Origin of the sequence: Bradyrhizobium sp. AZCC 1719 (assembly GCF_036924525.1) — a bacterium.
Lineage (GTDB): Bacteria > Pseudomonadota > Alphaproteobacteria > Rhizobiales > Xanthobacteraceae > Bradyrhizobium.
Genome location: NZ_JAZHRU010000001.1, coordinates 5071506 through 5088294 on the forward strand (window position 1 = coordinate 5071506; position 16789 = coordinate 5088294).

General features: G+C 61.8%; 17 protein-coding genes. All 17 read left to right on the forward strand.

Annotated features, from left to right (window positions below):
• The first annotated feature begins 3 nt into the window (after positions 1–3).
• The 17 genes from V1292_RS23815 (at position 4) to V1292_RS23895 (ending at position 16755) form a co-directional block, all read left to right on the forward strand.
• Positions 4–492 carry a hypothetical protein gene (locus tag V1292_RS23815; protein WP_334362987.1) on the forward strand — a complete coding sequence of 163 codons (489 nt, stop codon included), beginning with the start codon at positions 4–6 and terminating at the stop codon, positions 490–492.
• A 7-nt stretch (positions 493–499) separates the two neighbouring features.
• On the forward strand, positions 500–2578 hold the full coding sequence (gene nuoG, locus V1292_RS23820) for an NADH-quinone oxidoreductase subunit NuoG (RefSeq protein ID WP_334375067.1): 2079 nt from the start codon (positions 500–502) through the stop codon (positions 2576–2578).
• A gap of 10 nt (positions 2579–2588) precedes the next feature.
• The gene (nuoH, locus tag V1292_RS23825) at positions 2589–3659 is read left to right on the forward strand and encodes an NADH-quinone oxidoreductase subunit NuoH (RefSeq protein WP_334375068.1); all 1071 of its coding nucleotides are present in this window, start codon (positions 2589–2591) and stop codon (positions 3657–3659) included.
• Positions 3660–3666: 7 nt separating this feature from the next.
• A complete protein-coding gene (nuoI, locus tag V1292_RS23830; protein WP_028345787.1) occupies positions 3667–4161 on the forward strand; it encodes an NADH-quinone oxidoreductase subunit NuoI in 495 nt (164 codons plus the stop codon).
• A 122-nt stretch (positions 4162–4283) separates the two neighbouring features.
• The gene (locus V1292_RS23835) at positions 4284–4922 is read left to right on the forward strand and encodes an NADH-quinone oxidoreductase subunit J (RefSeq protein WP_334375069.1); all 639 of its coding nucleotides are present in this window, start codon (positions 4284–4286) and stop codon (positions 4920–4922) included.
• Positions 4919–5227: an NADH-quinone oxidoreductase subunit NuoK gene (gene nuoK, locus V1292_RS23840; protein WP_334375070.1), complete on the forward strand. Its 309-nt coding sequence runs from the start codon at positions 4919–4921 to the stop codon at positions 5225–5227. The genes V1292_RS23835 and nuoK overlap by 4 nt, the downstream gene beginning before the upstream one ends.
• Positions 5228–5292: 65 nt before the next feature.
• Complete coding sequence (gene nuoL, locus V1292_RS23845) at positions 5293–7365, forward strand: NADH-quinone oxidoreductase subunit L (protein ID WP_334375071.1); 2073 nt, start codon at positions 5293–5295, stop codon at positions 7363–7365.
• On the forward strand, positions 7365–8873 hold the full coding sequence (locus tag V1292_RS23850; protein WP_334375072.1) for an NADH-quinone oxidoreductase subunit M: 1509 nt from the start codon (positions 7365–7367) through the stop codon (positions 8871–8873). Before nuoL ends, V1292_RS23850 begins: the two co-directional genes overlap by 1 nt.
• Before the next feature lie 10 nt (positions 8874–8883).
• The gene (gene nuoN, locus V1292_RS23855) at positions 8884–10323 is read left to right on the forward strand and encodes an NADH-quinone oxidoreductase subunit NuoN (protein WP_334375073.1); all 1440 of its coding nucleotides are present in this window, start codon (positions 8884–8886) and stop codon (positions 10321–10323) included.
• Between the two features lie 61 nt (positions 10324–10384).
• Positions 10385–11197 (forward strand): biotin--[acetyl-CoA-carboxylase] ligase, encoded by an 813-nt coding sequence (locus tag V1292_RS23860; protein ID WP_334375075.1) that lies wholly within the window; start codon positions 10385–10387, stop codon positions 11195–11197.
• Positions 11197–12867 (forward strand): ribonuclease J, encoded by a 1671-nt coding sequence (locus V1292_RS23865; protein ID WP_334375076.1) that lies wholly within the window; start codon positions 11197–11199, stop codon positions 12865–12867. Before V1292_RS23860 ends, V1292_RS23865 begins: the two co-directional genes overlap by 1 nt.
• Before the next feature lie 67 nt (positions 12868–12934).
• Complete coding sequence (gene mce / locus V1292_RS23870; protein ID WP_334375077.1) at positions 12935–13339, forward strand: methylmalonyl-CoA epimerase; 405 nt, start codon at positions 12935–12937, stop codon at positions 13337–13339.
• 6 nt (positions 13340–13345) lie between these two features.
• On the forward strand, positions 13346–13621 hold the full coding sequence (locus V1292_RS23875) for a DUF1467 family protein (RefSeq protein WP_334375079.1): 276 nt from the start codon (positions 13346–13348) through the stop codon (positions 13619–13621).
• A 287-nt stretch (positions 13622–13908) separates the two neighbouring features.
• Positions 13909–14772 carry a hypothetical protein gene (locus V1292_RS23880; RefSeq protein ID WP_334375080.1) on the forward strand — a complete coding sequence of 288 codons (864 nt, stop codon included), beginning with the start codon at positions 13909–13911 and terminating at the stop codon, positions 14770–14772.
• A gap of 204 nt (positions 14773–14976) precedes the next feature.
• Positions 14977–15369, forward strand: coding sequence for a hypothetical protein (locus V1292_RS23885; protein ID WP_334375081.1), 393 nt, complete (start codon positions 14977–14979; stop codon positions 15367–15369).
• Positions 15366–16103 (forward strand): hypothetical protein, encoded by a 738-nt coding sequence (locus V1292_RS23890; RefSeq protein WP_334375083.1) that lies wholly within the window; start codon positions 15366–15368, stop codon positions 16101–16103. Before V1292_RS23885 ends, V1292_RS23890 begins: the two co-directional genes overlap by 4 nt.
• Positions 16104–16149: 46 nt before the next feature.
• Positions 16150–16755 carry a class I SAM-dependent methyltransferase gene (locus V1292_RS23895; protein WP_334375085.1) on the forward strand — a complete coding sequence of 202 codons (606 nt, stop codon included), beginning with the start codon at positions 16150–16152 and terminating at the stop codon, positions 16753–16755.
• The last annotated feature ends 34 nt before the right edge of the window (positions 16756–16789 follow it).

Consider the following 16789-nt stretch of genomic DNA (forward strand, 5'->3'; position numbering starts at 1 on the left):
CCGATGTCGCAACCGAGCTTCTGGTGGCAGAGATACGGGACGCTGGCGCAGATGGCGCAGGCGGCCGTGGCGCTGCTCGGCTTTGTTGCGATCCTGTTCCAGATCAACGAAATCCGCACCAACAACCGCGCGGCGAGCGCACGGCAGGCGTATCTGGGCTACACCGATCTGGCGTTCAAGAATCCGAAATTCGCGCAGCCGGACTACGAGAAGATCAAGGCCGCCGGCGGCGACGAGCAGGTCCAGTACGAGAGCTTCATCACGTACTTCCTCTATGCCTGCGAGGAAGCGATCGGCGCGTTCTCCGGAAAGCGCGAGTGGCTGGCGTCCTGCGATTACGACCTGAAGCCGCATCTGCCGTTCCTGTGCGAGAAGAACGCGGCGCAGCCGGCTTACCTCGCCACCTATGGCGCCGAGACCCAGAAATGGATCAAGACGGCGCTGAAGACCGCCAGCGTTACACCGCCAGACTGCAAGCTGGGAAAGACTTGAGACAGCAATGACCAAACTCATCATCGACGGCAAAGAGATCGATGTGCCTGCGGAGTACACGCTGCTGCAGGCGTGCGAGGCCGCGGGCGCCGAAATCCCGCGCTTCTGCTACCACGAGCGGCTGTCGATCGCCGGCAATTGCCGGATGTGCCTCGTCGAGATCAAGGGCGGCCCGAAGCCGGTCGCAAGCTGCGCCTGGGGCGTGCGCGATTGCCGGCCCGGCCCCAAGGGCGAGCCGCCGGAAATTTCCACGCGTTCGCCGATGGTCAGGAAGGCACGCGAAGGCGTGATGGAATTCTTGCTGATCAACCACCCGCTGGATTGCCCGATCTGCGACCAGGGCGGCGAGTGCGATCTGCAGGACCAGGCTATGGGGTACGGCGTCGACACGTCGCGCTTTGCCGAGAACAAGCGCGCGGTCGAGGACAAATATCTGGGTGCGCTGGTCAAGACCTCGATGAACCGCTGCATCCAGTGCACGCGCTGCGTCCGTTTCTCCGCCGAAGTCTGCGGCACGCCGGAAATGGGCGCGACCGGGCGCGGCGAGGACATGGAGATCACCACCTATCTGGAGCAGGCGCTGACTTCCGAGCTGCAGGGCAACCTCGTCGATATCTGTCCCGTGGGCGCGCTGACTTCGAAGCCGTATGCTTTTGCCGCGCGTCCGTGGGAGCTCGGCAAGACACAGTCGGTGGACGTCATGGATGGCGTCGGTTCCGCGATCCGCGTCGATACCCGTGGCCGCGAGGTGATGCGGATCCTGCCGCGCATCAACGAGGCGGTGAACGAGGAATGGATTTCCGACAAGACCCGTCACGTCGTCGACGGCCTGCGTACGCAGCGGCTTGACCGGCCCTATGTCCGCGAGAACGGCAAGCTTCGCGCCGCGTCGTGGCATGAGGCCTTCGCGGCGGTCGCCGCCAAGGTCAGGATGAGCGACGGTAAGCGGATGGGAGCCATCGCCGGTGACCTTGCCGCAGTCGAGGAGATGTTCGCGTTCAAGGATCTGTTGGGCCGATACGGCTGCAGCAATCTGGCAGTGCAGGGCGGCGACGCCTTCGACCCCAAGGCGGGACGGGCGACCTACATCTTCAATCCGACCATTGTGGGCATTGAGCAGGCCGACGCGCTCCTGATCATCGGCTCCAACCCGCGCAAGGAAGCAGCCGTCCTCAACGCGCGGATCCGCAAGCGCTGGCGCACGGGTCAGCTCAAGGTCGCTCTCGTCGGCGCCAAGGCCGATCTGACCTACGACTACGACTATCTCGGCGCGGGCACGGATACGCTTGGCGAACTCGCCAGCGGCAAGCATTCCTTCGTCGAGGTGCTGAAGGGCGCCAAGAACCCGATCGTGCTGGTCGGCGCCGGTTCGCTGGCGCGCCATGACGGGGCGGCGGTGCTTTCGCTGGCGGCCAAGGTCGCGGCAGGCACAGGCGCGCTCAAGGACGGCTGGAACGGCTTTGCCGTTTTGCAGGATACCGCCTCGCGCGCGGGCGCGCTCGATATCGGCTTTGCGGCAGGCGCAGGTGGCCTCAACCTGGCGCAGATGACGACGTTCGGCACGCTCGACGTGCTGTTCCTGTTGGGGGCGGATGAGGTAAAGGTGCCGGACGGCACGTTCGTGGTCTATATTGGCACCCATGGCGACCGCGGTGCGCACCGCGCCGACGTCATCCTGCCGGGCGCGGCCTATACCGAAAAGTCCGGCCTCTACGTCAACACCGAGGGCAGGGCACAGATCGCCAGCCGCGCGGCGTTTCCGCCCGGAGAGGCGCGCGAGGATTGGGCGATCGTCCGCGCGCTGTCGGATGTGCTCGGCAAGAAGCTGCCCTATGACTCGCTGCAGGCGCTGCGCCAGGCGCTGTTCAAGGCCTTCCCGCATCTGATGCGGATCGACCAGATCGAGCCCGGCAAGGCCAGTGACGTCAAGGCGCTCGCAGGCAAGAAGGGCGGCAAGCCCGACAAGACCCCGTTCAAGAGTTCGGTCGAGGATTTCTATCTGACCAACCCCATCGCGCGGGCCTCGACGGTGATGGCGGAATGTTCCCGGCTGGCGTCCGGGAAAATGCTGACGGCAGCGGAGTGAGCGTGATCTGATGGCTGATTTGTTCGCAAGCTCGTTCTGGACCGGCTTTCTCTGGCCGCTGATCATCATGGTCGCGCAGAGCGTGCTCTTGCTCGTCGTGCTTCTGGTCGCGATCGCCTACATCCTGCTCGCCGACCGCAAGATCTGGGCGGCGGTGCAAATCCGCCGCGGCCCCAATGTGGTGGGTCCCTGGGGCTTGCTGCAATCCTTCGCGGACCTTTTGAAGTTCGTGCTGAAGGAGCCGATCATCCCGTCCGGCTCCAACAAGGGTGTGTTCCTGCTGGCGCCGCTGGTGTCCTGCGTGCTGGCGCTGGCCGCCTGGGCCGTCATTCCGATGGATGCCGGCTGGGTGATCGCCAATATCAATGTCGGCGTCCTCTACATCTTCGCGATCTCGTCGCTGTCGATCTACGGCATCATCATGGCCGGCTGGTCGTCGAACTCGAAATACCCGTTCCTGGCGGCGCTGCGCTCCGCGGCGCAGATGGTCTCCTACGAAGTCTCGATCGGCTTCGTCATCATCACGGTTTTGTTGTGTGCCGGCTCGCTCAACCTTTCGGCGGTGGTGGAAGCGCAGAATGCCCGTGGTTTCGCCAGCCTGATCGGGCTGCCGCAGCTCACCATCCTGAACTGGTATGTGTGGCCGCTGTTCCCGATGTTCGTGGTGTTCTACGTCTCGGCGCTGGCCGAGACCAACCGCCCGCCGTTCGATCTGGTGGAAGCGGAATCCGAACTGGTCGCCGGCTTCATGGTCGAATACGGCTCGACGCCGTATCTGTTGTTCATGCTCGGCGAATACGTCGCGATCACCACGATGTGCGCGCTGGCGACGATCATGTTCCTCGGCGGCTGGCTGCCGCCGGTGGCGCTGCCGCCGTTCACCTGGATCCCGGGTGTGGTGTGGTTCGCGCTGAAACTGTTCTTCATGTTCTTCCTGTTCGCGATGGCGAAGGCGATCGTGCCGCGCTACCGCTACGATCAACTGATGCGGCTCGGCTGGAAGGTGTTTTTGCCGCTGTCGCTGGCGATGGTGGTGATTGTGGCCGGCGTGCTGCAATTCGCCGGCATTGCGCCGAAGTGAGGCCTTCATGAGTGTCAACGTCAACGCAACCGCCCGCGCGCTGCTCTTGAGCGAATTCGTATCGGCGTTCTTTCTCGCCATGCGCTATTTCTTCAAGCCGAAGCCGACCATCAACTATCCGTTCGAGAAGAACCCGATCTCGCCCCGCTTCCGCGGCGAGCATGCGCTGCGCCGCTACCCGAACGGCGAAGAGCGCTGCATCGCCTGCAAGCTGTGCGAGGCGATCTGCCCGGCGCAGGCGATCACGATCGAGGCCGGCCCGCGCCGCAACGACGGCACCCGCCGCACCGTGCGCTACGACATCGACATGGTGAAATGCATCTATTGCGGCCTGTGCCAGGAAGCCTGTCCGGTCGATGCCATCGTCGAGGGACCGAATTTCGAATTCGCGACCGAGACCCGCGAGGAACTCTATTATGACAAGGCGAAACTGCTCGCCAATGGCGACCGCTGGGAGCGCGAGATTGCGAAAGCCATCGAACTCGACGCGCCGTACCGGTGAGGTGAGGGTATGATCGTAAACCACATCTCAACGTCATTCCGGGGCGCGCGCAGCGCGAACCCGGAATCTCGAGATTCCGGGTCTGGTCCTGCGGACCATCCCGGAATGACGGGGAAAAGCCGATGATCCTTCCCGCACTGTTCTTCTATCTCTTCGCCGGCGTCTGCGTGGCCTCGGCCGTGATGGTGATTGTCTCGCGCAATCCCGTGCACTCGGTGCTGTATCTGATCCTGGCCTTCGTCAATGCGTCCGGCCTGTTCGTGCTGATGGGCGCCGAATTCCTCGGCATGATGCTGATCGTGGTCTATGTCGGCGCGGTCGCGGTGCTGTTCCTGTTCGTGATCATGATGCTCGATGTCGACTTCACCGAGCTGCGCGAAGGCTTCATCGAATATCTGCCGATCGGTCTGGTGATCGGCGGCATCTTCCTCGCCGAGCTGCTACTGGTTGCCGGCGGCTGGGTCATGAACCCTGACACCGCGAAATCGATCACGGCTGCGATCCCTGCCAATATCAGCAACACCGAGGCGCTCGGGCTCGTGCTCTATACGAAGTACATCCATTACTTCCAGATCGCCGGCATGGTGCTTCTGGTCGCGATGATCGGCGCCATCGTGCTGACGCTGCGCCACAAGGCGAAGGTCAAGCGGCAGGACATCAACGTGCAGAACGCGCGCACGCCGGAGCTCGCGATGGCGGTGCGCAAGGTGGCGTCGGGTCAAGGGCTGCAGGATGCTGACGCGGCGGAGTGGGTGAAATGACGATCGGTCTGGGCCACTATCTCGCGGTCGCCGCCACCCTGTTCACGATCGGGATCCTCGGCATCTTCCTGAACCGCAAGAACATCATCGTCGTTTTGATGTCGATCGAGCTGATCCTGCTCGCCGTCAACATCAACCTGGTGGCGTTCTCGACCTTCCTCGGCGACATCGTAGGCCAGGTGTTCGCGCTACTGGTGCTGACGGTTGCGGCCGCTGAAGCTGCGATCGGTCTTGCAGTGCTGGTGGTCTATTTCCGCAACCGCGGTTCGATCGCGGTTGAAGACGTCAATCTGATGAAGGGCTAGGCGCGCATGATCCGGAAAAGTGGAAGCCGGTTTTCCGGCAAGATCATGCGCAAGGGAATCGACTGATGGTTCAGGCAATCGTCTTTCTGCCGCTGCTGGGCGCCATTCTGGCCGGCCTGATCGCGATCTTCGGGGCGCATGCGCGCAACCCGAGCGGCGATGAGGTCAAGCATCACGACCATGGCCATCACGATCAAGGCCATGGCGATCATGCGCACGCCGCGGAGACCCATGACGATCATGGTCACGACGATCATCACGTCTCTGAGCCACCGGCTCAGGGCTCGCGCGCGGCCGAACTGATCACGACGGGACTTCTGTTCGTTTCCGCCGCGCTCTCCTGGGTGACGCTGGTCGATGTCGGCTTCATGCACCATGACGCGCGGATCGCGCTGTTTCCCTGGATCAATTCCGGCGATCTGCAGGTGTCGTGGGCGCTGCGCGTCGACACGCTGACCGCCGTGATGCTGGTGGTGGTCAACACCGTCTCCTCGCTCGTGCACCTCTATTCCATCGGCTACATGGACGAGGATCCGCACCGGCCGCGCTTCTTCGCCTATCTCTCGCTGTTCACCTTCGCGATGCTGATGCTGGTGACCGCGGACAACCTGGTCCAGCTTTTCTTCGGCTGGGAGGGCGTCGGTCTGGCGAGCTACCTCCTGATCGGCTTCTGGTACCAGAAGCCGTCGGCGAATGCGGCGGCGATCAAGGCCTTCGTGGTTAACCGTGTCGGCGATTTCGGCTTCGCGCTCGGCATCTTCGCCGTGTTCATGCTGCTGAATACCACCGACTTCGAAACGATCTTCGCGGGCGCGCAGGGGCTCTCGGGCAAAACCATCGATTTCTTCGGCTGGCACGCCGATGCGCTGACGCTGATCTGCCTGTTGCTGTTCATGGGCGCGATGGGTAAGTCAGCCCAGTTCCTGCTGCACACCTGGCTGCCGGACGCGATGGAAGGTCCGACCCCGGTTTCGGCGCTGATCCACGCTGCGACCATGGTTACCGCCGGCGTGTTCATGGTGGCGCGGCTGTCGCCGCTGTTCGAACTCGCGCCCAACGCTCAGGCCGTCGTGATGTTCTTCGGCGCCACCACCGCGTTCTTCGCCGCGACCGTCGGCCTCGTCCAGAACGACATCAAGCGCATCGTCGCCTATTCGACCTGTTCGCAGCTCGGTTACATGTTCGTGGCGATGGGAGCAGGGGCCTATTCGGTCGGCATGTTCCATCTGTTCACCCACGCCTTCTTCAAGGCGCTGCTGTTCTTGGGGTCAGGCTCGGTGATCTACGCGATGCATCACGAGCAGGACATCCGCAACATGGGCGGGCTGAAGGACAAGATCCCCTACACCTACAGCGTGATGGTGATCGGCACGCTGGCGCTGACCGGCTTCCCGCTCACCGCCGGCTATTTCTCCAAGGACGCGATCATCGAGTCCGCTTACGTTGCGCATAATCCGTTCGCACTCTACGGCTTTGCGATGACGGTGGTCGCGGCCGGCCTGACCTCGTTCTATTCGTGGCGGCTGATCTTCAAGACATTCCACGGCGAGCCGCACGACCAGCAGCATTACGAGGCCGCTCATGAGTCGCCGATGTGGATGCTGGTCCCGATCGGCCTTCTCGCCGCCGGATCGATCCTGGCCGGCTTCCCGTTCAAGGAAGTGTTTGCAGGCCATGGCGTGGAAGAGTTCTTCCGCGATTCGCTCAAGATGCACCCGCACATCATCGACGAGATGCACCACATCTCGCCCGTCATCGCCTTCCTGCCGACGGTGATGATGGTGCTGGGCTTCCTGGTGTCGTGGCTGTTCTACATCCGCCGGCCCTATCTGCCGGTCGAACTCGCCAACCAGCACCAGATGCTCTACCACTTCCTGCTCAACAAATGGTACTTCGACGAGCTCTATGAAATCATCTTCGTTCGCCCGGCGAAGTGGCTCGGCCGCTTCCTGTGGAAGAAGGGCGACGGTTTCGTCATCGACGGCTTCGGCCCGGATGGTGTCTCGGCGCGCGTGCTCGACGTCACCCGCAATGTGGTGAAGATCCAGACCGGCTACCTCTATCACTATGCTTTTGCGATGCTGATCGGTGTCGCGGGGCTGATCACCTGGTTCATGTTCGGCTTGGGAGGCCAGTAATGACAACCTGGCCGATTCTTTCCGTCGTGACCTTCCTGCCGGTGCTGGGCGCGCTGGTAGTCTATCTCAGCCGTGGCGACGACGAAGCCGCGCGGCGCAATGCGCGCTGGATCGCGCTGTGGACCACGCTGGTCACCTTCGCGGTGTCGCTGATCCTGGTCTGGCGCTTCGATGCCGCAAGTGCGGACTTCCAGTTCGTCGAAAAAGCGAACTGGCTCGCCAGCGGCATCAGCTATCACATGGGGGTCGACGGCATCTCGCTGCCGTTCGTGATCCTGACCACCGCCCTGATGCCGTTCTGCATCATCGCGAGCTGGAAGTCGGTCACCAATCGCGTGCGCGAATACATGATGGCGTTCCTGCTGCTGGAAACGCTGATGGTCGGCACCTTTTCGGCGCTCGACCTCGTGCTGTTCTATCTGTTCTTCGAAGGCGGCCTGATCCCGATGTTCCTGATCATCGGCGTCTGGGGAGGTCCGCGCCGGGTCTACGCGTCGTTCAAGTTCTTCCTCTACACGCTGCTCGGCTCGGTCTTGATGCTGCTGGCGATCATGGCGCTGTACTGGAATGCAGGCACGACCGATATCCCGACCCTGATGCAAACCGCGGTGCCGCGCAGCTTGCAGACCTGGGCGTGGCTGGCGTTCTTTGCGTCGTTTGCGGTGAAGATGCCGATGTGGCCGGTGCACACCTGGTTGCCCGACGCGCACGTCGAGGCACCCACGGCAGGCTCGGTGATCCTGGCCGCGATCCTCTTGAAGATGGGCGGCTACGGCTTCCTGCGCTTCTCGCTGCCGATGTTCCCGTTAGCGTCGCATGATTTCGCCTGGATCATCTTCACGCTGTCGGTGATCGCCATCGTCTACACCTCGCTGGTGGCCTTGATGCAGGAAGACATCAAGAAGCTGATCGCCTATTCGTCGGTCGCCCATATGGGCTTCGTCACCATGGGCATCTTCGCCGGCACCACGCAGGGCGTGGCCGGCGGTGTCTTCCAGATGGTGTCGCACGGCATCGTCTCTGGCGCGCTGTTCCTGTGCGTCGGCATCGTCTACGACCGCATGCACACCCGCGAGATCGCGGCCTATGGCGGCCTCGTCAACCGGATGCCGCTCTACGCACTGGTGTTCATGGTGTTCACCATGGCCAATGTCGGGCTGCCCGGCACGAGCGGCTTCGTCGGCGAGTTCATGACGCTGCTCGGCACCTTCAAGGTCTCGATCCCGACCGCAACCTTTGCCACCCTCGGCGTCATCCTGTCGGCCGGCTATGCGCTGTGGCTCTATCGCAAGGTCGTGTTCGGCGCGCTGACCAAGCCGTCGCTGGCCAGCATCAAGGACCTGACCTTGCGCGAAAGCCTGACGCTGTTCCCGCTGGTCGCGCTGACCATCCTGTTCGGTGTCTATCCGAAGCCGGTGCTCGACATGTCGGCGGCCTCGGTTCAGCAACTCGTCAACAACTACAACGCCGCCGTGACTGCCGTGAAGGCAGCCGCGTTGATCCAGTAAGGCCTTCGCCATGAGCTTTTCCAGTGCAGGTTATCAGTTGCTGCCGGTATTGCCGGAGCTGGTGCTCGCCGTCGGCGCCATGGCGCTGTTGATGCTCGGCGCCTATCGCGGCGAGGGGACGACCACCCGACTGGTTACCGGCTTGGCGGTGGTGCTGCTCGTTCTGACCGGCGTGCTGGAGCTGATGCTGCCGGCCGGCAAGCTCACGACCTTCGGCGGCAGCTTCATCGTCGACGATTTTGCCCGCTTCCTGAAGATCCTTGCGATAACAGGCTCGGCGGTGACGCTGATCCTGTCGACGGAGTTTCTGGCCGATCCGTCGCGGCGGATTTTCGAATATTCGATCCTGGTGCTGCTCTCCACGCTCGGCATGATGGTGCTGATCTCGGCTGCCGACCTTATCATGCTCTATCTCGGGCTCGAGCTGATGTCGCTCGCGCTCTACGTGGTCGCGGCAAGCAACCGCGACAACGCCAAGTCCACCGAGGCCGGGCTGAAGTATTTCGTGCTCGGCGCGCTGTCCTCGGGCATGCTGCTCTACGGCGCTTCGCTGATCTACGGCTTCACCGGCACAGTCGATTTTGCGGGCATTGCGGCGGCGGTGAAGACCGGCAGCGTCGGCATCGTGTTCGGCCTCGTGTTCCTGCTGGCCGGGCTCTGCTTCAAGGTATCCGCCGTGCCGTTCCATATGTGGACGCCTGACGTCTATGAGGGTGCGCCGACGCCGGTCACGGCGTTCTTTGCCTCGGCGCCGAAGGTCGCAGCCCTTGCGGTGTTCACCCGCGTGACGCTGACCGCTTTCCCGGGCATCGTCCCGCAATGGCAGCAGATCCTCGTGTTCGTCGCGATTGCCTCGATGGCGCTGGGTTCGTTTGCGGCGATCGGGCAGAAGAACATCAAGCGGCTGATGGCCTATTCGTCGATCGGCCATATGGGGTTTGCGCTGGTCGGGCTTGCGTCTGGCACCGTGGAGGGCGCGCAGGGCGTGCTGGTCTATATCGCGATCTACGTCGCGATGACGCTGGGCTCCTTCGCCGTCATCCTGACCATGAAGCGCAACGGGCAGGCGGTCGAGCAGATCAGCGATTTCGCAGGGCTGTCGCGCACCAATCCGATGCTGGCGTTCTTCTTTGCCATGCTGCTGTTCTCGCTGGCCGGCATTCCGCCGCTCGCGGGCTTCTTTGCCAAATGGTACGTGTTCGTGGCCGCGATCAAGGCGGGCCTGTTCACGCTCGCCGTCATCGGCGTGCTGACCAGCGTGGTGGGCGCGTTCTACTATCTCACCATCATCAAGCTGATGTATTTCGACGAGCCGGCCGGCGAGGTCGAACCGATGCGCATCGAATTGCGCACGGTGCTGGCGGTTGCCGGTATCTTCAACATCTTCTTCTTCGTCTATCCGGGGCCGCTGGTCAGCGTCGCCACGGCGGCGGCGAAGTCGCTGTTTTAGCGTGCATGATCCCAGAAAGTGGGCCCCGGGTTTCGGAGAAGATCATGCGCAGAAACAGGAAATGACGTTCTCGCTCGGTCCCAAAGCCACATCGGCGGGCTACCGTCTCGCCGCCTTCGACCAGATCGGTTCGACCAACGCCGAAGCCATGGCGCGTGCCCGTAACGGCGAAGTTGGGCCGATGTGGTTCGTGACAACGGAGCAGACGGCCGGCCGGGGCCGCCGGCAGCGCGCCTGGAGCGCGCCGCGCGGCAACCTCGCCAGCAGCATTCTGGAAGTCATGGATGTGTCGCCGGCGGTGGCGGCGACGCTGGGCTTTGCCGCCGGGCTGTCGCTGGAACGCGCGCTGCAGAAGCTCAGCATTGAAGCCAATATGCGCCGGGCCGGCACGGATCCGCTGAAGTTCGCCTTGAAATGGCCGAACGACGTGCTGGCGGAGCGGCAGAAGCTCGCCGGCATCCTGCTGGAGGCCGAAGCTGTGGCGGGCAACCGGCTCGCCGTGGTGGTCGGCATCGGCACCAATGTCATTGCCGCGCCCGAGGGCACGCCGACGCCGGCGACCTCGCTTGCCGCGCTCGGCGTCCATGTCGGCGCGGAGGAGCTTTTCACGGCGCTGTCGGACGCCTGGGTTGAGTTTCGCGGAATCTGGGACAACGGCCGCGGCTTTACCGACATTCGGAAAGCCTGGCTGGAGCGCGCCTTCGGTCTCGGCGAGCGGGTCGCGATCAACACGGGAATCGCGACCGTCGAAGGCACATTCGACACCATCGACGAGAGCGGCTGCCTGATCGTTCGCAACGCCGAAGGCAAGCGCGCCGCCGTCACGGCGGGCGAAGTCTATTTTGGCGCGGCGGCGTCAGTGGGAGCTGCCTGATGGCGCGGCCGGATGAACTTACGTTTGCGCCGCTTGGCGGTGTCGGCGAGATCGGCATGAACCTGTCGATCTACGGGCTCGGCAACCGCCACCAGCGGTCCTGGCTCGCGGTCGATCTCGGCGTCTCCTTCGGCGACGAGGAGCATCTGCCGGGCATCGACCTGATCATGCCCGATATCCGCTTCCTGGAGAAAGAGCGCAACAACCTGATGGGCCTGGTGCTGACGCACGCCCATGAGGACCATTTCGGCGCCATTATTGACCTCTGGCCGAAGCTGCAATGCAAGGTCTATGCGACCAAGTTCAGCGCTGCGCTGTTCGAGGCCAAATGCGCCGCCGAGCGCAACCCGCCGAAAATCCCGGTGACGGTGGTGCCGTCGGGCGGCCGCATCGAGCTTGGGCCGTTCACCGTCGAGTTCATTCCGGTCGCGCATTCGATTCCGGAATCGCATGCGCTGGCGATTCACACTCCCGTCGGTACCGTCCTCCACACAGGCGACTGGAAGATCGATCCGACGCCGATCATCGGGCTGCCGACCGACGAGCGCCGCCTGCGCGAGCTTGGCGATGAGGGCGTGCTGGCGTTGGTCGGCGATTCCACCAATGCGGTAAGGGATGGGCGCTCGCCCTCGGAAACCGAGGTCGCAGCTACCATCAAGAAGCTGGTCGGCGCCGCCAAGGGCCGGGTCGCCGTCACCACCTTTGCTTCCAACGTCGCGCGCGTGAAAGCCGTGGCGGATGCCGCCAAGGCCGCCGATCGCGAGGTGGTCGTGGTCGGCCGCGCCATGGAGCGCGTGGTGCAGGTCGCCCGCGAGACCGGCTATCTCGATGGCGTGCAGAATTTTCGCGGCGCCGATTATTACGGCCATTTCCCCCCGGAGAAGGTGCTGGCGCTGTGTACCGGCAGCCAGGGCGAGCCGCGCGCTGCGCTGGCGCGCATTGCCAATAACGACCATCCGCAGGTGACGCTGAACAAGGGCGACAGCGTGATCTTTTCCTCGCGCACCATTCCCGGCAACGAGAAGGCGGTCGGCTCTATCATCAACGGGCTGATAGTCCAGGGCATCGAGGTCATCACCGACCGGAACGATCTCGTCCACGTCTCCGGCCATCCGCGCCGCGACGAGCTGCGCGACATGATCTCATGGGTGCGCCCACAGATACTGATTCCCGTCCATGGCGAGGCGCTGCATCTATCGGAGCATGCCAAGCTGGCCCGCGCGGCGGGCGTGCCGAAGGTATTGACCTGCCGTAACGGTGATCTTGTCAAGCTCGGGCCCGGCGATCCCGGCATCATCGACGAATTGCCGGCCGGGCGGCTCTACAAGGACGGCGCGATCCTGGAGGACTCCAAATCCCGCGCTGTGGTCGAACGGCGCCGGATGGGCTTTGCCGGCTGCGCCTTCGTAGCGATTGCCATGACCGACAAGGGCGAGTTGGCCGACGATCCCGAGGTTGATCTCGTCGGCATCCCCGAGAAGAATACCGCCGGCGAGATGATCGACGAGATCGTGTTCGACCTGGTGGTCTCGACTGTTGAAGGCCTGCCGCGGGCCCGGCGCCGCGACGCGGACGCCACGGCGGAATCGGTGCGGCGCGCTGTGCGCGCGGTCATTGCCGAGAATTGGGGTAAGAAGCCGATTTGCCTCGTTCACGTTCTAACGGTTTGAGGTAAAAGACCTTTCGGACGGACACTGGTCCTCGCCGGGAGCGCTAGAGGCAGGGAGTGGAGTAATCATGCTGGGCCGGCTCAATCACGTCGCGATCGCAGTCAAGGACGCGGAAAAAGCCGCCAAGATCTACGGCAGCGCGTTCGGCGCAGAAATTTCCGGCGCGGTGCCGCTGCCGGAGCATGGCGTCATCACCGTGTTCGTGACGCTGCCCAACACCAAGATCGAGTTCATCCAGCCGCTTGGCGAGGCCTCGCCGATCGCCAAATTCGTTGAGCGCAATGCCGACGGCGGCATTCACCACATCTGCTATGACGTGCCCGACATCATCGCCGCGCGCGACAAGCTGATCAGCGAGGGCGCGCGCGTGCTCGGCGACGGCGAGCCGAAGATCGGCGCGCACGGCAAGCCGGTGCTGTTTTTCCACCCGAAGGACTTTTCCGGCGCGCTCGTCGAAATCGAACAGGCCTGAGCCCCAATGGCATACAACATCTCCACCGCGCTCGCGATCTACTTCGTGCTGTGGTGGGTCGTGCTGTTCACGACGCTGCCGTTTGGCGTCCGCAGCCAGCATGAAGACGGCGAGGGCGCGCCTGGCACCGATCCCGGCGCGCCGATCCTGGCGCGGATGGGCTGGAAACTGATGTGGACCACGATTGTTTCGGCCGTGATTTTCGGCATCGGAATGTGGGCGTATCACCAGGGCTATCTGAATATCGAACGGCTGTCGAAGCTGATGGGGCTGCCGTTCTGATCCATCTAGTCGCATCATGATATAGGGCCGCTCCGGTTCGAATGCCTTCAAGGCCTTCCCCAGTCAGTCGGCAGATTTGAAATCGGACATTGCCCGAAGCGGCCGGCGCAAATGGCCGAACGATTTTGCCCCGCCGCGCGTGCGGATTTCCGGGTGTTGCCGGGGCGCAACAATCTTGTGTATATTTGTTCCATTTATAGTTGTATGAATTGAATGGTTGAAGGAGATGGTGTTGGATCAGCCATTGTTTCAGGTTGCAATTTTTAAGTGTTCGATTTGGGGGCGCCATGCGTGCGCAATGGATTGTGCCGCTTCTAGCGGGACTGCTGCTCAATAGTTGCGGTACTTACGTCCCTGACATTCAGGAATTTCCGGGTGATACCGTTGATGGGCAGTTATTCGTCAAGAAGATAGTAGAAAATATCAATTGCGAGATCACTGAGGCCGTTCGCTACGTCGTTGAGCAAGACAAAAAGCTTCCGCGTCGTACCGCCGCTTGGTTCGATGATTGGGGAATACAAACTACGCTAACGCTGACGACCGATGAAAAGGGGTCGATTACCCCAGTCGTCAATTGGCTGCCGCCAAGTCCTGCAAATTCCATATTCAATTTGGCAGGTACAGGCACTGTATCATCTACAGCGAACAGAATAGACAAGCTAAATTCATACAATTCCGTACAACAGTTTCTAAAAAATCAATGTGTGCAACGTCCGGGTGGTCCTTGGATTCTCTCGAGCGATCTGAAACTGAGAGAATGGATCGTGTACGTGATTATGGCCGCGAATACCGGCGAAATTAGCATTCCTTCCGACACGAAGGGGCCGCTCAAGAGCAACGTTATCTCTCATCAGATAAGATTCATTGTCTCCACATCCGGAGGTGTGACCCCGGGGTGGAAGCTCTCACGGGTATCGATAAATCAGGGCGGGTCTTTCTTGGCGGCCAGTCGGGATAGGACGCACGATCTCACGATCACATTGGGGCCTATGGAAACCGTGCCGGTCGATTTTGTGAGAAGACGGAACGGCCGCACAGAAACTGTTGCGACGGTGGTCTCTAGACCGTCGTCTCAAGCCGCGGAAGCGCATCTCGCGTCGGAGATCGGCTCGGCTGTCGCTAATTCATTGAGAAGTTCATTGGCACCATAGCAAGCGTCCGTCCAAATCAGAGCTTGATGGAGGGCATCGTGACCAAAAAAGCCAAGCGAAAGAAAACGGCGAAGAAAAAAGTAGCGCCGAAGAAAGTTGCCAAGAAGAAAGCAAAGAAGAGAGCTAAGAAGGCCGCCAGGACATTAAGCGAGCGATACTGCTATAATATGACTGCTGATCCGAACTGGGTCATTAGATGCGAGTATGGCCCAGACGGTAGATGCAATCAAAATTGTACTAGAATCCCGGCGTCTCAAATGCCAAATGCCGGGAGGCTGCGACGGGCAAGAGTCTAGAGTTCGCACCTCCGCTGGGACAGCTTCGCACCGTGAAGGCTTTCGTCGAGAGTGCAGTCTTTGCCGATGCGGTCGCCGCCTGCGAGCGGGCGCAGACCACGACCCCGTTCAATGGACCGGCGGCAAGCAAACCGCCGTCATCGGCCTGACTTCGGTCAAGCTCAACAAGGACACGATCATCTCGAGCTACACGCTAGGCGCTGATAGCGCCTTTTGCGACTACGACCCGATCAAGAAGAAGATCGATATCGGATCGAACTTCTGGAACGGGAAACTTTCTAGGGGCGAGCAATACGCGTGATCATCATGAAGTGGCTCGGCGTCGTTGGTTTGCTCATTATAGTCGCTTTGGCCGCTGTTATGCGGTACCAAGTGGCTTATCCAAGCGTGACAGTGCGATATCGCCTAACTCTCGAAGCCCAAGTGGATGGCGAACTGAAGACTGCATCCGCCGTCCGCGAGGTGACCTACAGCAAGCAGCCGCAGCTAGCCGCTCAACACGAGCTTTCCATCGGATATCGAGGCGAAGCGGTCGCCCTTGACCTTGGCTCCCGAGGCACGTTGTTCGCGCTCCTCAAGGCAGGCAGGGATGAGCGGTCGGGGCCGGAATGGATCGTGCTTCGGGCGTTCGATTTTGATGGCGGTAGCCTGCCAAGCCCGGTCGAGCTGGGCATTGAGCAGGTTGCGCGCCTCTCGGGCAAACGCGAGCTGCCGTTGGACAGTCTTCCTGTGCTGGTGCGATTTCGCGATCCTAGCGATCTCCGGACCGTAGAGCAGGTGAACCCGTTTAACATCGGGGAGCGCTTCGGCGCAGACACTAAACTGGTTCGTGCGACCTTGGAGATCGTTGCCACGAGAACGCCGTTCAGTTCCTCCGGAATGATCGGCGAACCGATAACGACTGGCATTGAGCGCAAACTCGCTTGGTGGAACGGTCCATTTCCTTGGCTAAAGCCGACGGGTGGTAATGTCTTCATCGACACACGTACCGAAGCATTCAAAGTCAGCAAGGAAGACTTCAAAGTAGATTATTGAGAACGCCATCTTAAACTCTTGCTTTAGGCGTTACTCATGAGGCTTGATGACGGTGGAATCTTCGCGGATCATCGATCTCTACCAGCGCAAGGCATCGGACTGGATCGAGAGCCGCGCGCGCACCGGCCTGTCTGAAAAACCCTGGCTTGATCGTTTCCGCGCGCTGCTGCCGCCCGCCGGCCCGATCCTCGATCTCGGCTGCGGCTCCGCCGAGCCGATAGCTGCCTACCTGATCGGTCTCGGTCATTCCGTTACTGGTGTGGATTCTTCCCCGGCCATGATCGACGCCTGCCGGAAGTGTTTCCCGAAGCAGGAATGGATCGTCGCCGATATGCGCAAGCTTGCCTTGCAGCGGCGGTTTTCCGGCATCCTTGCGTGGGACAGTTTCTTTCACCTCTGCCACGACGATCAGCGCCGGATCTTTCCGTTGTTTCGCGCGCATGCTGCGCCTGACGCAGCCTTGATGTTCACCAGCGGGCCCGCGCATGGCGAGGCGATCGGAAGTTTCGGAGGTGAGCCGCTGTATCATGCGAGCCTCGACCCGGCCGAATACCGTTCATTGCTCGACCGGAACGGGTTTCGTGTGGTCTCGCATATCGTCGAAGACCCCGATTGCGACGGTCATACCGTCTGGCTCGCGCAGCTCATTTGAGACGTTGGGCCAAGTCGGGACGGGAGAGACGCTG